The organism is Stenotrophomonas sp. RS-48, assembly GCF_030053245.1.
GTDB classification, from domain to species: Bacteria; Pseudomonadota; Gammaproteobacteria; order Xanthomonadales; family Xanthomonadaceae; genus Stenotrophomonas; species Stenotrophomonas maltophilia_P.
In genome coordinates this window covers 53,568-67,341 of the sequence record NZ_JASGBV010000014.1, presented here as the reverse complement: position 1 = coordinate 67,341, position 13,774 = coordinate 53,568, and the positions used below count along the sequence as shown (strand labels likewise).

At 68.0% G+C, this 13,774-nt stretch carries 14 protein-coding genes; all 14 read left to right on the top strand.

The window, feature by feature from the left end:
* Positions 1-203: 203 nt before the first annotated feature.
* The 14 genes from QMZ25_RS03530 to QMZ25_RS03465 all read left to right on the top strand — a co-directional run bounded on the left by QMZ25_RS03530 (position 204) and on the right by QMZ25_RS03465 (position 13,760).
* On the top strand, positions 204-1,601 hold the full coding sequence (locus QMZ25_RS03530; RefSeq protein WP_053518068.1) for a cytochrome ubiquinol oxidase subunit I: 1,398 nt from the start codon (positions 204-206) through the stop codon (positions 1,599-1,601).
* 1 nt (position 1,602) lies between these two features.
* Entirely contained in the window at positions 1,603-2,616 is a 1,014-nt protein-coding gene (gene cydB, locus QMZ25_RS03525) for a cytochrome d ubiquinol oxidase subunit II (RefSeq protein ID WP_283219132.1), read from the top strand.
* 214 nt (positions 2,617-2,830) lie between these two features.
* Positions 2,831-3,574 carry a beta-ketoacyl synthase chain length factor gene (locus tag QMZ25_RS03520; protein ID WP_253119111.1) on the top strand — a complete coding sequence of 248 codons (744 nt, stop codon included), beginning with the start codon at positions 2,831-2,833 and terminating at the stop codon, positions 3,572-3,574.
* Positions 3,567-4,364, top strand: a complete 798-nt coding sequence (locus QMZ25_RS03515) for a lysophospholipid acyltransferase family protein (RefSeq protein ID WP_053518128.1) — start codon at positions 3,567-3,569, stop codon at positions 4,362-4,364. The genes QMZ25_RS03520 and QMZ25_RS03515 overlap by 8 nt, the downstream gene beginning before the upstream one ends.
* Complete coding sequence (locus QMZ25_RS03510) at positions 4,351-4,608, top strand: phosphopantetheine-binding protein (RefSeq protein ID WP_053518072.1); 258 nt, start codon at positions 4,351-4,353, stop codon at positions 4,606-4,608. Before QMZ25_RS03515 ends, QMZ25_RS03510 begins: the two co-directional genes overlap by 14 nt.
* 17 nt (positions 4,609-4,625) lie before the next feature.
* Entirely contained in the window at positions 4,626-4,883 is a 258-nt protein-coding gene (locus QMZ25_RS03505) for an acyl carrier protein (RefSeq protein ID WP_053518073.1), read from the top strand.
* Positions 4,884-4,905: 22 nt separating this feature from the next.
* Positions 4,906-5,457: a hypothetical protein gene (locus QMZ25_RS03500; protein WP_053518075.1), complete on the top strand. Its 552-nt coding sequence runs from the start codon at positions 4,906-4,908 to the stop codon at positions 5,455-5,457.
* Positions 5,450-7,135, top strand: a complete 1,686-nt coding sequence (locus QMZ25_RS03495; protein ID WP_253119113.1) for an AMP-binding protein — start codon at positions 5,450-5,452, stop codon at positions 7,133-7,135. Before QMZ25_RS03500 ends, QMZ25_RS03495 begins: the two co-directional genes overlap by 8 nt.
* Positions 7,125-7,895 (top strand): glycosyltransferase family 2 protein, encoded by a 771-nt coding sequence (locus QMZ25_RS03490; protein WP_053518077.1) that lies wholly within the window; start codon positions 7,125-7,127, stop codon positions 7,893-7,895. Before QMZ25_RS03495 ends, QMZ25_RS03490 begins: the two co-directional genes overlap by 11 nt.
* 1 nt (position 7,896) lies before the next feature.
* Positions 7,897-8,838, top strand: coding sequence for an acyltransferase (locus tag QMZ25_RS03485; protein WP_053518078.1), 942 nt, complete (start codon positions 7,897-7,899; stop codon positions 8,836-8,838).
* The gene (locus QMZ25_RS03480) at positions 8,828-10,378 is read left to right on the top strand and encodes an aromatic amino acid ammonia-lyase (RefSeq protein ID WP_065181425.1); all 1,551 of its coding nucleotides are present in this window, start codon (positions 8,828-8,830) and stop codon (positions 10,376-10,378) included. The genes QMZ25_RS03485 and QMZ25_RS03480 overlap by 11 nt, the downstream gene beginning before the upstream one ends.
* Complete coding sequence (locus QMZ25_RS03475) at positions 10,365-10,787, top strand: acyl-CoA thioesterase (RefSeq protein ID WP_053518130.1); 423 nt, start codon at positions 10,365-10,367, stop codon at positions 10,785-10,787. The genes QMZ25_RS03480 and QMZ25_RS03475 overlap by 14 nt, the downstream gene beginning before the upstream one ends.
* Positions 10,784-11,413 carry an outer membrane lipoprotein carrier protein LolA gene (locus QMZ25_RS03470; RefSeq protein WP_065181426.1) on the top strand — a complete coding sequence of 210 codons (630 nt, stop codon included), beginning with the start codon at positions 10,784-10,786 and terminating at the stop codon, positions 11,411-11,413. The genes QMZ25_RS03475 and QMZ25_RS03470 overlap by 4 nt, the downstream gene beginning before the upstream one ends.
* Positions 11,406-13,760, top strand: coding sequence for an MMPL family transporter (locus QMZ25_RS03465; RefSeq protein WP_283219131.1), 2,355 nt, complete (start codon positions 11,406-11,408; stop codon positions 13,758-13,760). The genes QMZ25_RS03470 and QMZ25_RS03465 overlap by 8 nt, the downstream gene beginning before the upstream one ends.
* The last annotated feature ends 14 nt before the right edge of the window (positions 13,761-13,774 follow it).

The window sequence follows — 13,774 nt, the reverse complement described above, 5'->3', positions numbered from 1 at the left end:
GCATGGCCCGGCGCTACCTGGGATCAATGGGTAGCGCCGGGCCATGCCCGGCGGATCGGCGCCGGCAGGTCATGGGGCGCGGCCATGCCCGGCGGCTTCCCCTGCGACAGAGTGAAGCAGCGCGTCACCCGGTCGCATCCCGGCGTAACGAAATATTCCTAAAGTGGTCCGGTATCCCACCGGTCGCAGGCAGGAGGCGTCCCTTGGACGCGTTGTTGTTGTCCCGGATCCAGTTCGGATTCGTCATCAGTTTCCATGTGCTGTTCCCGGCCTTCACCATTGGCACGGCCAGCTGGCTGGCCTTCGTCGAATGGCGCTGGCTGCGTACCCGTCTCCCGGTCTGGCGGGAGCTGTACTTCTTCTGGCAGAAGATCTTCGCCGTATCGTTCGGCATGGGCGTGGTCAGCGGCATCGTCATGGCCTTCCAGTTCGGCACCCACTGGCCGCGCCTGAGCGAGGTGGCCGGTACCGTCATCGGCCCGCTGCTGACCTACGAGGTACTGACCGCGTTCTTCCTGGAAGCCAGCTTCCTGGGCGTGATGATGTTCGGCTGGGGCCGGGTTTCGCCGCGCCTGCATTTCCTGTCCACCTGCATGGTGGCGCTGGGCACGCTGTTCTCCACGTTCTGGATCCTGTCGTCCAACAGCTGGCTGCACACCCCGGCCGGCTACGAGATGGTCAATGGCATCGTGCATCCGGTGGACTGGTGGCAGGTGGTGTTCAACCCGTCGTTCCCGTACCGGCTGGCGCACATGGCGCTGGGCTCGTTCATCACCACCTGCTTCGTGATCGGCGGCGTGGGTGCGTGGTACCTGCGCAGGGGAACGCACGTGGAGGCGGGCCGGCGCATGCTGATCGCGGCCGTGGCGTTTGCGGCGCTGACCGTGCCGGTGCAGATCTTCGTCGGCGACATGCATGGCCTGAACACCCTCAAGCACCAGCCGATGAAGATCGCGGCGGTGGAAGCGCACTGGCATGAATCCGGCGAAGGCGAGGGCGTGCCGCTGGTGGTATTCGCGCTGCCCAACGAAAAGGAAGAGCGCAACGACTTCGAAGTCGCCATTCCGAAGCTGGGCAGCGTGATCCTGACCCATTCGCTGGACGGCACCTTCGATCCGCTGACTTCGGTACCGGCCAGTGAACGGCCACCGGTGACGCCGGTGTTCTTCGCCTTCCGCATCATGGTTGGACTGGGCACGCTGATGCTGCTGCTGGCATGGGTGTCGGCGTTCCAGCTGTGGCGGAGGAAGCTGCTGGATTCGCCGTGGCTGCTGCGCGGCTGGAACTGGATGTTGCCGAGCGGCTTCATCGCGCTGCTCTCCGGCTGGTTCGTCACCGAGATGGGGCGGCAGCCGTGGGTGGTCTACGGCGTGCTGCGTACTGCCGATGCGGTCGGCCCGCAGAGCGCATGGATGACCGCGCTGTCGCTGGGGGTCTACGTCGTCGGCTACGCCTTCGTCTTCGGCTGGGGCATCTGGTACCTGGTGAAGATCCTGCGCCATGGACCGCAGCCCCACGACCAGGGGCCCTCGCTGGACCACGGCAGCCACACCCCGGCACGGCCGCTGTCCGCCGCCGACGAACCGCTGGAGGAGCGCTGACATGGACCTGGTGACCTGGCTGCCGGTGGCGTGGTTCGCGGTGATCGGCTTCGGCGTGCTGATGTACGTGGTGCTGGATGGGTTCGTGCTGGGCATCGGCATCCTTGCGCCGTTCGCCGAGGACGAGGAGCAGCTCGACCTGATGATGAACACGGCTGCGCCCATCTGGGACGGCAACGAGACCTGGCTGGTGCTGGGCGGTGCCGGCCTGCTGGCGGCGTTCCCCAAGGCCTATGCGGTGCTGTTGTCGGCACTGTATCTGCCGGTGCTGCTGCTGGTGGTGGCACTGGTGTTCCGCGGCGTGGCCTTCGAATTCCGCTTCAAGGCGCATCGCTCGCGGAGGCTGTGGAGCGTGGCGTTCGCGCTCGGCTCGCTGCTGGCCACGTTCGCCCAGGGCGTGATCCTGGGCGCGCTGGTGCAGGGGCTGCCCCTGGTGGACGGGGTCTACCACGGCGGTGCGTTTGCCTGGTTCAGCCCGTTTGCGATGCTCACCGGCGCGGCGCTGGTCGCCGGTTACGCATTGCTGGGCAGCACCTGGCTGATCCTGAAGACCGAAGGGCGCGTGCAGGCGCTGGCGCGGCAGCTGACACGGCCGCTGGTGGTGGCGGTGATCGCAGCGATGGGCCTGGTCAGCAGCTGGCTGCCGTTCCTCGACTCGCGGTTGATGGCGCGCTGGTTCAGTGACGGCAACTTCTGGTGGCTGTCACCGGTGCCGTTGCTGACCCTGGCGGTGGCCGCTGCGTTGTGGCGCAGCGCCACGCATCCACGCCGCGACCTGCCGCCGTTCCTGCTCAGCCTGGCGCTGTTCGTTCTCGGCTTCCTGGGCCTGGTGCTGGGCATGTGGCCGTACCTGCTGCCGCCCTCGATGACGTTGTGGCAGGCAGCCGCACCGGCGTCCTCGCTCGGCTTCACCCTGGTCGGGCTGGTCATTCTGCTGCCGGTCATCCTCGGCTATACGGCGTGGTCGTACCGGGTATTCCGCGGCAAAGTGCAGGCCGGAGCCGGTTACCACTGAGCAATGGCGTGCGGGGCCACAGGTGCCGGCCCCGTGTTGTGCAATGTGAAACCTGCACACCCTGCGCAGGACGTGCTAGCGTGCGCTCCTTTCCGGCCGCCAGGGGGGCAGCCGGCGACGTCCTGGACGGACGCACGGCTGCAGGGACGGGGGGCCGCCGCGCGTCGCCATAATGGCTCGTGCCATCGTTCTCCTGATGAAGCACCATCGCTAGATGATCGAATTCTCCATCGTCGACTGGGCTGCCTGGGCACCTGGCCTGAGCGAGCGCAGCCAGTGGCTGAGCTGGGCTGACGCACCCTTCCTGCCACAGGGCGAGGGCACGCCGGCGCTGTCCGAGGTGCCCGCGATGCAGCGTCGCCGCATCGAGCGGCTGGGGCGGATGGCGATCCAGACGGCCTGCTGGTGCGAGGATGGCCAAGGGGCCGACAGCCAGGTACCGCTGGTGTTTGCCAGCCGCCATGGTGATGTGGCGCGCTCGATGGACCTGCTCGGGGCGCTGGTGAACGAGCAGCCCCTGTCGCCCACCGGATTCGGCCTGTCGGTCCATAACGCGATCGCTGCGCTGTACTCGATCGCTCGTGGCCATCGCGGCAACTATCTGGCGCTGGCTGCCGGCCAGGCGACGGTGGAGGCCGCCTGCCTGGAGGCCGCCGGTCTGCTGGCCGATGGCGCCCGCGAAGTGCGGGTGGTGGTCTACGAGTCGCCGTTGCCCGAAGTTTACGCGACGTTCGCCGACGAACCCGATCCGTTCTTCGCTTGGTGCTGGCGTGTGGTGGCGTCGACACAGGCGCTGCCGACGCTGTCGCTGCAGTGGGATGGCGCGCCGGCCCCGGTTACCGCCGCACCCGGCCTGTTGCCGCACGCGTTGGACCTGCACCGCTTCCTGCTCGCGGGCGCGCCGGCGCTGGAACACGTTGCCAATGGCCAGCGCTGGCGCTGGAGCCGCCGTGGCTGAGGCGCTGCGCCGCCTCGATCTTGCCTGGCGGGTGGTGGGCACCGGCCTGAGTTTTGCTGCGTTCGGCATCGGCGGACTGCTGCTGGGCGCCGTGGTGATGCCGGTCCTGCTGCTGATGCGTGATCCGGTGGCCCGCCGCCGTCGCGCCCGCCGCGTGGTGCAGGTGGCGTTCGCCAGCCACCTGCGGCTGATGCGCGGGCTCGGGGTGATGACCTATGAGATCGAAGGGCGCGAGCGCCTGCAGCGCGACGGCCTGCTGGTCCTGGCCAACCACCCCACCCTGATCGACGTGGTCTGCCTGGTCTCGCTGCTGCCCAATGCCGACTGCGTGGTCAAACGGGCGGTGGCCCGCAACCCGTTCATGCGGGGCCCGGTCCGGGCCGCCGGCTACATTTCCAATGACGACGGGGCCGGCCTGGTCGATGACTGCGTGGCCGCGGTACGGGCCGGCGGCAGCCTGGTCATCTTCCCGGAAGGGACCCGCAGCGTGCCCGGCCAGTCGCCGAGGCTTCAGCGTGGGGCCGCCAATATCGCCGTCCGCGGCCGGCTGGACATCACGCCGGTGCGGATCACCTGTACCCCGCCAACCCTGAGCAAAGGGCAGAAATGGTATCGTGTGCCCTCACGTCGCTTTCACGTTCGGCTGCAGATCGGCGAAGATATCCCGATCGCGCCATTCCTGGCCGAAGACGACGCGCCAAGGGGGGATGCCTTGGCAGCACGCCGCGTCACCGAGCACCTTTCTCGTTATTTCGACCTGTCTGGAGATTCGACCCGTGCAAGCACTTGAGCACGAGATCAAGGAATTGATCATTTCCTCGCTTTCACTGGAGGACATCACGCCGGAGGACATTGATCCGACCGCGCCGCTGTTCGTCGAGGGCCTGGGCCTGGATTCGATCGACGCTCTGGAACTGGGCCTGGCGCTGCAGAAGAAGTACGGTGTGAGCCTGTCGTCCGACTCGGAAGAGACCCGGCGCCATTTCTCCAGCGTGCGCGCGCTCGGCGAGTTCGTCGCCGCCCGCCAGTCGTAACGGCGCCAGGAGCTGCCATGACCAAGAATGAACTGTTCGAACGCATCGTCAACATCCTGACCGACAGCTTCGAGATCGAACCGGCCCGGATCACCCCCGAGGCACGTCTCTATGACGACCTGGACATCGACAGCATCGATGCGGTCGACCTGATCGTGCAGCTCAAGCCGCTGCTCGGCCGCAACCTGCAGCCGGAAGCGTTCAAGGCCGTGCGCACCGTGCAGGACATCGTGGATGTCGTGCACCGGCTGCTGCCGGACCAGGCAGCAGCCTGACCGCAGCGCGGGCGGCTCCGCCTTGGCACGCGCGCGTACGGTCGTGGTGGCGGCGATTTCGCTGGCCTACCCGCTGCTCGTCTACCTGGCGATGGGCCGCTTCGAGCCGCGCTGGCTGGCACTGCTGCTGTTCACCCTGGCATTGCTGCGTGCCCTGAGCACGCGCCAGCCGCTGTGGTGGGCTGCTGCAGCCGGTACCGGACTGCTGGCGGTGCTGGCCACCGTGCTCAACCAGGCGCTGCCGCTGAAGCTGTACCCGGCGCTGGTGAACGTGGTGATGCTGTGCGTGTTCGCCATCAGCCTGCGGTTCGGGCCGCCGCTGGTGGAGCGCCTGGCGCGGCTGCAGGAGCCGGACCTGCCACCGTTCGCGGTGGCCTATACCCGCCGCGTCACCCAGGTGTGGTGCGGCTTCTTCGTTCTCAACGGCAGTCTGGCCCTGCTCACCGCGCTGTACGCATCGGATCGGGTCTGGATGCTCTACAACGGATTGTTGGCGTACGTGATGATGGGCGTATTGTTCGCAGGCGAATGGCTGGTGCGGCGACGGGTGAAGGCGGCGCACGCCCATGGCTGAGTGGATTGCCCTGGACCGGCTGCTGCGGGATGCGCGGCCGCAGCGTGCTGTCGGCATCCGCGATGGCGAAGTGGTCGACCATCAGCAATTCCGTCAGCGCGTACTGGCCTGGCGTACGGCGTTTGCCGCCACTGACGGCCGTGACTGGGCGCTGTACTTCGATGATGCCGTGTCGTTCGCCGAGGCGCTGTTCGGTGCCTGGCACGCCGGCAAGCGGGTGTTCCTGGCCGCCGACAACCTGCCCGCCACGCTGCAGGCCCTGCAGCCGCAGGTGAGCGGTTTTGCCGGTGACGTTTCCCGTGATTACCGGCCACTGATGATGGCGGCCGCCGGTGCGCAGGTCGAGCTGGATGCGTTGGACGAGCATGCCTGCGAGCTGTGCGTGTTCACGTCGGGCAGCACCGGCGAACCCACTGCGATCGACAAGCGCCTGGACCAGCTGGCGCGCGAGGTCGATGCGTTGCAGGCCGCGTTCGGCGCACAGCTGGAAGGCGCGCAGGTGCATGGCACGGTGTCGCACCAGCACATCTACGGCCTGCTGTTCCGCGTGCTGTGGCCGCTGGCCGCCGGTCGCCTGATCCATCCGCGGCGGTTCTTCCATGAGGATCTGGTCGCTGCGCTGGCGGGCACGCAGACGGTGCTGGTGGCGACCCCGGCGCACCTCAAGCGCCTGCCTGCGCAGCTGGATTGGGCCAGCGTGCAGGGCCACCTGCGCGCTGTGTTCTCCTCTGGCGGCCCGCTGCCGGAAGAGGCAGCGCGGCAGGTGCGGCAATGGATGGCAGTCGCACCGACCGAGGTCTACGGCAGCAGCGAGACCGGCGGCATCGCCTGGCGTCGCTGGGATACCGATCTTCCGCCCTGGCAGCCGCTTCCGGGGGTGCAGTGGAGAATCGAGGGAGGCTGCCTGGCGGTGGCTTCACCCCATCTGCAGAGCCGCGACTGGTGGTGCACGCAGGATCGGGTGGAAGCGCTGGCCGAGGGTTGCTTCCGCCTGCTCGGCCGCGCCGACCGCATCGTCAAGATCGAAGAGCGCCGCGTTTCGCTCGATGCGCTGGAACGTGCGTTGCGCGACGACGCGGACGTCGATGACGTGCGCGTGCTGGTGCTGCCCGGCCAGCGCGAGCAGCTGGCGGCCGTGGTGGTGCCGGCCGATGCGGCACTGCTTGATGCCGATGATGCCGCGCGCCGCGCGCTGGGCCAGCGGCTGGCCGCGCGCCTGGCACAGAGCCATGACGCCGTGACCCGTCCGCGCCGCTGGCGGCTGGTACCCACGCTGCCGGTGAATGCGCAGGGCAAGGTGACCCAGGCCGCGCTGGTGGCCCTGTTCCAGCCGTCGATGCCGGTGCCGGTATGGGATCGGCGCGAGGCGGCCAGCGCTACCCTGCGCATGACACTGGACCCGGCGCTGCGCCCGTTCCAGGGACATTTCCCGCAGGCCGCGATCCTGCCCGGCGTGGCCCAGGTGGACTGGGCGGTGCGCTTTGCCCGGCAGGCCTTTGCGATGCCGGAGGGGTTCGTGCGCATGGATGCGGTGAAGTTCCAGCATGTGGCGCGTCCGGGCGACGAGCTGACGCTGCATCTGGACTGGGATACCGCACGCAACGTGCTGGTCTTCCGCTATGCCTCCGTGCATGGCGTACACGCCAGTGGCAGGATGGTCTTCGCCGATGCGCAGTGATCCGGCCGATGCCGGTGCCGCGTTCGCGCCACTGGTGGTGATTCCCGTCTACGACCACGAACATGCTGTCGCCGCGGTGGTCGATGGCGTGCAGCGCGCTGGCCTGCCCTGCCTGCTTGTGGACGATGGCTCGCATGCATCATGTGCTTCGGTGCTGCAGGCGCTGGCACAGCGTGAAGGGGTCGATCTGCTGCGTCTGCCGGTCAACCAGGGCAAGGGTGGGGCGATGCTGGCGGGCTTCGCCGAGGCCGCAAGGCGGGGCTGCAGCCACGTGCTGCAGATCGATGCCGACGGCCAGCATGACACCGGCGACCTGCCGCGCTTCATCGCGGCCGCGCGTGCGCGGCAGGACGCGGTGATCTGCGGCATTCCCGCCTACGACGCCAGTGTGCCCAAGGCCCGCCTGTACGGTCGCTACGCAACGCATGTCTGGGTCTGGATCAACACGCTGTCGCTGCATCTGCGCGACACCATGTGCGGTTTCCGTGTCTATCCACTGCCTCCGGTGCTGCGCCTGATGGGCGAAGAGACCATCGGCCGGCGCATGGATTTCGATACCGAAGTGATGGTGCGGCTGTACTGGCGGCAGGTGCCGGTGGAACATCTGGCGACGCGGGTGACCTATCCGGCAGACGGTGTCTCGCATTTCGATGTGTGGCGCGACAACGTACGCATCAGCCGCATGCATGCGCGCCTGTTCTTTGGCATGCTCCGGCGCGCACCGCGCCTGCTCTGGCGCCGCCTGCAGGGGCAGGGCTAAGATGGCCGCCCCCCAAGGTGCGCCGCACTGGGCCGACATCGGTGAATCCACATCGGTGGCCGGCGTGTTGTTCCTGTGCTGGGTGCATCGGTGGTTCGGGCGCTGGCCGTTCCGCCTGTGCGTGTGGCCGGTGGTGCTCTGCCACTGGCTGGGCAACCGCGTGGCCCGGCAGGCATCACTGCAGTATCTACAGCGCTTGCAGGCACACAGTGGCGCGCTGGGCCGCGAGCCGACGCGGCGCGACAGCCTGCGCCATTTCTTCGCGTTCGCCGACACCCTGCTGGACAAGATCCTCGGCCTGGGCGGACGCTATCCGCCCGAGCGCATCCAGCTGCGGCGCGATCTGGTGCTGGACAGGATCGCACGCCGCGAAGGCGGGCTGATCCTGACCGCCCACATCGGCTGCCTGGAGTTGTGCCAGGTGCTGGCCGAACAGGTGCCGGGGTTCCGCATCACCGTGCTGGTGCACACCGCGCACGCGCAGCGCTTCAACCGCCTGCTGCAGCGGTTGGACCCGCTGGCAACGGTGGAACTGGTGCAGGTCACCGCGATGGGGCCGGCCACGGCGATGATGCTGTCCGAGCGCGTGGCTGCCGGTGGCTTCGTGGCCATCGTCGGCGACCGCACGCCAGTGCAGGGTGGACGCAGCGTCACCGCGGATTTTCTCGGCCACCGTGCCCCGTTCCCCATCGGTGCCTACGTGCTGGCGGCGGCACTGGGCTGCCCGGTGTACACCATGGCCTGCCTGCATGAAGGCCAGGGGTACCGGGTCGCCTTCGAGCAGTTCGCCGATCGCATCGTGCTGCCGCGTGGCTCGCGGGACGCGGCACTGGCAGGGCAGGCGCAGCGTTTCGCGCAGTGGCTCGAACTGCAGGTCATCCAGTCCCCGCTGGACTGGTTCAATTTCTTCCCCTTCTGGGATCAGGCTCCGCATGACGACTGACGCCGTACCCGTGTGCCGCTTTGGCGACGCACCGTTGACCATCGAAGACGTGGTGGCGCTGGCCCATCGCCAGTGCGAGGCCGCGCTGAGCGAGGCCCCGGCCTTTCGTGCCCACATCCAGCGCGGTGCCGATTTTCTCGACCGCCTGCTGCGCGAGGACGGGGTGATCTACGGCGTGACGACCGGCTACGGCGATTCGTGCACGGTGAACATCCCGCCGGCGCTGGTGGCCGAGTTGCCGCACCACCTGTACACCTACCATGGCTGCGGACTGGGCCGTTACCTGGACCCGGCCGAGACCCGCGCAGTGCTGGCTGCCCGTCTGGCGTCGCTGGTGCGTGGCATGTCCGGTGTCAGCGTAGCCCTGCTGGAAGGCCTGGCCACACTGTTGCGGCATGACGTGCTGCCGATGATCCCGGCGGAGGGATCGGTCGGCGCCAGCGGTGACCTGACGCCGCTGTCATACGTGGCGGCGGTGCTGTGCGGCGAGCGCGAGGTCCTGCACGATGGCCGCGTGCAACCGGCTGCCGGAGTACTGGCGAGCATCGGCATGGTCCCGCTGAAGCTGCGGCCGAAGGAAGGCCTTGCGATCATGAACGGCACTGCGGTGATGACCGGCCTGGCCTGCCTGGCCTGGCAGCGTGCCGACTACCTGGCGCGCCTGGCCACCCGCCTGACCGCATTCAACGTGCTGGCCAGCGACGGCAACGCGCACCATTTCGACGAGACCCTGTTCGCGGCCAAGCCGCATCCGGGCCAGGCCCGCATCGCCGCACGGCTGCGCCGCGACCTGCACAGCGAACGGCCGCCGCGCAACGAACAGCGCCTGCAGGATCGTTACTCGCTGCGGTGCGCCCCGCACGTGATCGGCGTGCTGGAAGACAGCCTGCCCTTCCTGCGGCAGCTGATCGAAACCGAGCTGAACAGCGCCAACGATAACCCGCTGATCGATGCCGACGGCGAGCGCATCCTGCACGGCGGCCATTTCTACGGCGGCCATATCGCACTGGCAATGGACACGCTGAAGAATACCGTGGCCAACCTTGCCGACCTGCTCGACCGGCAGCTGGCGCTGGTGGTGGATGCGCGATACAACCACGGCCTGCCCGCCAATCTGTCGGCGGCTACCGGCCCGCGGGCAGCAATCAACCACGGGCTGAAGGCACTGCAGATCAGCGTCTCGGCGTGGACCGCCGAAGCGTTGAAGCAGACCCTTCCGGCCAGTGTGTTCTCGCGCTCGACCGAATGCCACAACCAGGACAAGGTCAGCATGGGCACCATCGCCGCGCGCGACTGCCTGCGTGTGATCGAACTGACTGAACAGGTGGTGGCGGCGATGCTGATCGCCGCCCGCCAGGGCCTGGCACTGCGCGAGCGGGTTGGCCTGAACGCGCAGCTGCATGGCAGTCTGGCCGACATGTATGTGGACCTGGGGCAGCGCATCGCGCTGGTCGAGGAAGACCGCGCGCTGGATCGCGAACTGCGGGAACTGCTGGTGGAGATCCGCGCGCAACGTTGGGAACTGTATTCCGGTGAATGACCTGGTCTGTGAAATCGAGCTGCGCCCCGCCTTCCACGACTGCGATCCGATGAACGTGGTCTGGCATGGCAACTACTTCAAGTATCTGGAGATTGCCCGGTGTGCGCTGCTGCAGCGCCACGACTACGACTACCCGCAGATGCTCGCATCGGGCTACCTGTGGCCGGTGGTCGACGCGCGCGTGAAATACGTGCGGCCGCTGCTGTTCAACCAGCGGCTGCTGGTGCGTGCACGCATCGTCGAATGGGAGAACCGGCTGAAGATCGACTACGAGATCCTGGATGCGGAAAGCGGCCAGGTGGCCACCCGGGCCATGACCATCCAGGTCGCGGTGGATGCCGCCAGCAAGGAGATGCTGTACCAATGCCCGCCGGTACTGTGGGAACGTCTGGGAGTGCCCGCGCCATGAACATGCTCGCCCGTCTTCCAGGCGTGCTGCTGTGCGCGCTGCTGCTGGTGGCCGCACCGCGTGTACAGGCGGCCGATCCTGCCGTCGACGCGATCACCCAGGCGGTGGCGCGTCCGGAGGTGCTGCGTGGCCAGTTCAGCCAGGAAAAGCAGGTCAGTGGCTTCAGGAATCCGCTGCGCTCGCACGGCCGGTTCGTGGTCGCGCGCCAGCACGGTGTGATCTGGACCACGCTCACGCCGTTCCCCTCCGAGGTGGTGGTCACCGCCGACCGCATCCTCAGCCGCCGGCGCGATGGCAGCACCCGCGTTGAACTCGATGCACGGCAGCAGCCGGCGATGCGCTCGGTGAATGCGATCATGTTCGCGCTGATGAGTGGCGACGTGCAGGCACTCTCCGGCCAGTTCAACGTGGCGGCCAGCCGTGAAGGGCAGGGCTGGCGCCTGCGTTTGACACCGAAGTCGGCGATGCTGGCCAAGGCCTTCGAGTCGCTGACGCTGCAGGGTGACCGCTATGTGCGCCAGGTCGAGATCGTCGAGGCGAACAAGGACCGTACGCAGATCCAGTTCAGCGCGTTGAGTGAAGCCCCCGCCACGCTGAACCCCGACGAGGCGCGCCGCTTTGAGTGACGCCGTGGCGTTGAACGCACCGGACCGGTTGCGGCGTTGGTGGCATTGGCTGGGCATCGCCTGGCTGGTGTTGCTGCTGGTACTCGGCGTGCAGCAGGGGCGCCTGTGGAGCCAGGAGCCGCGGATCGATACCGACATCCTCGCGCTGTTGCCGCAGGATGCGCATGACCGCCTGTTGAGCGATGTCACCCGGCGCATCGCCGATGGCAGTTCGCGGCAGGTGGTGGTGCTGCTCGGCAGCCAGGACGGCGCCGCCGCCAAGCGGGCGCAGGCCGCGTTCGCTGCGGCCATGGCTGGAGATGCCGAGAGCGCTTTGCTGGTGCCCAGTGGGTCCATTGAAGGCTGGTTCGACGAGGCGCGTGCGTTCTACGCGCCGTATCGCGACCGCCTGCTGACCCCGGCCCAGCGTGACCAGCTGCAGAGCACGGAAACCGGTGCGCTGGCCGAACAGGCACTCGCCGCGCTGTACGGGCCGATGGGTGCTCCGCGGCTCACCGAATGGCGGCAGGATCCGCTGTCGTTGTGGCCGCAGTGGTGGCAGCAGCAGGCGCAGGGTTCGGGCTTGCGGCTGGGTGATGATGGCCTGCTTGAAGCCGAGGGCAAGCATTGGGCGGCGCTGCAGTTCGATACGCCGGGTTCGGCGTTCCAGCTCGATGGCGAGCGCCATCTTGATGGCCTGCTGGAGCGGGCCGGGAAGGCGGCCAGGGCCGCAGCGCCCGAGCTGGAAATCCTGCATGCCGGCGTGCCGCTGCACGCCGAAGCCGCTGCGGTGCAGGCCAATCGCGAGATCAACACCATCGGCTGGGGCTCGCTGGCCGCAGTACTGCTGCTGGTGTGGCTGGCGTTCCGTTCGCTGCGGCCGATCCTGCTGGTGGCCGCGTCGCTGCTGATCGGTTGCGGCGTGGCGCTGGCGGTGACCGTGCTGGTGTTCGGCAAAGTGCATGTGCTGACCCTGGTGTTCGGTGCATCGCTGGTGGGTGTAGCGGAGGACTACGGCATCCACTGGTTTGCGTCGCGCCAGGCCGAACCGGCCGACCGTCGCTGGAAGCTGCTGCGGCATCTGCTGCCCGGCCTGTGGCTGGCGCTGTTGACCAGTGCGCTGGCCTACCTCGCGTTGGGCCTGGCCCCGTTCCCGGGCCTTCGCCAGATGGCGCTGTTCTCGGTGGTGGGCCTGGCAGCAGCGTTCCTCACGGTGATCTTCTGGTTCCCGTGGCTCGACGGTGGCGAGATCCGCCAGACCCGCTTCTCGCACTGGCTGGGCAATACGCTGGAACGTTTCCCGCGCCTGCACGGCCGGCGCCCGGTGGCGATCTTCGTGGTGGCCGCGCTGGCGCTCTCCGCGGTGGGCATCGCGCGCCTGCAGAGCAACGACGACCTGCGCAGCCTGCAGTCGTCTCCACCGGCGCTGATGGCCCAGCAGATCCGCCTGAGCCAGCTGCTGGGCATGCCCAGCCCGGCACAGTTCTACCTGGTGCAGGGCAGCGATGCCGCCCAGCTGTTGCAGCGCGAAGAGGCGTTGACCGAACGCTTGCGTGTACTGGCCGATGACAAGCGCATTGGTGGCTACCGCGCGATCAGTGACTGGCTGCCATCACCGGCCCGGCAGCAGGCCGATGCTGCGCTGACCGCGAAGGTGGAGCCCGGCGTGCTGTCGGCTGTGTCCGAAGCCGTGGGCGAGCCGCTGCAGCGACCACAGTTTGCCGCAGCGCCGCTCACCGCCGACGCCTTCCTGGCCTCGCCAGCCTCGCAGCCGTTCCACCACCTGTGGGTGGGTAAGGTCGGTGGGCAGATGATCAGCGTGGTGATGGTCGATGACCTGTCGCGTGCCGATGCTCTGGCCACGCTGGAACGTGCCGCCGAAGGTCTGCCCGGCGTGCGCTGGGTAGACCGAACCTCCGATTTCTCCACGCTGCTGGGCCACTACCGCAAGTTGATGGGCGGGCTTCTGCTGGTCGGCATCGCACTGGTGTTCGGCGCGCTGTGGCTGCGCTATCGCCGCCAGGCCTGGCGCGTGTTCGCCCCGACCCTGATCGCCGGTGCGCTGACCCTGGGCCTGCTGGGCCTGTTCGGCCAGCCGCTGCAGCTGTTCAACGTGCTGGCGCTGATGCTGCTGCTGGGCATGGGCATCGACTATGGCATCTTCCTGATCGAGCATCGTGGCGACGCCAGTGCATGGCTGGCGGTGTGCGTGGGTGCAGCCAGTACCTGGCTGTCGTTCGGCCTGCTGGGCCTGTCGCAGACTCCGGCACTGCGCGCGTTCGGCCTGACCCTGCTGTTCGGTATCGGGCTGGTCTGGCTGATCTCGCCGCTGTTCCGGCCGCCGCCGCATGATCTGCCGGCGGCCTGAGTCCGCCTTCGGCT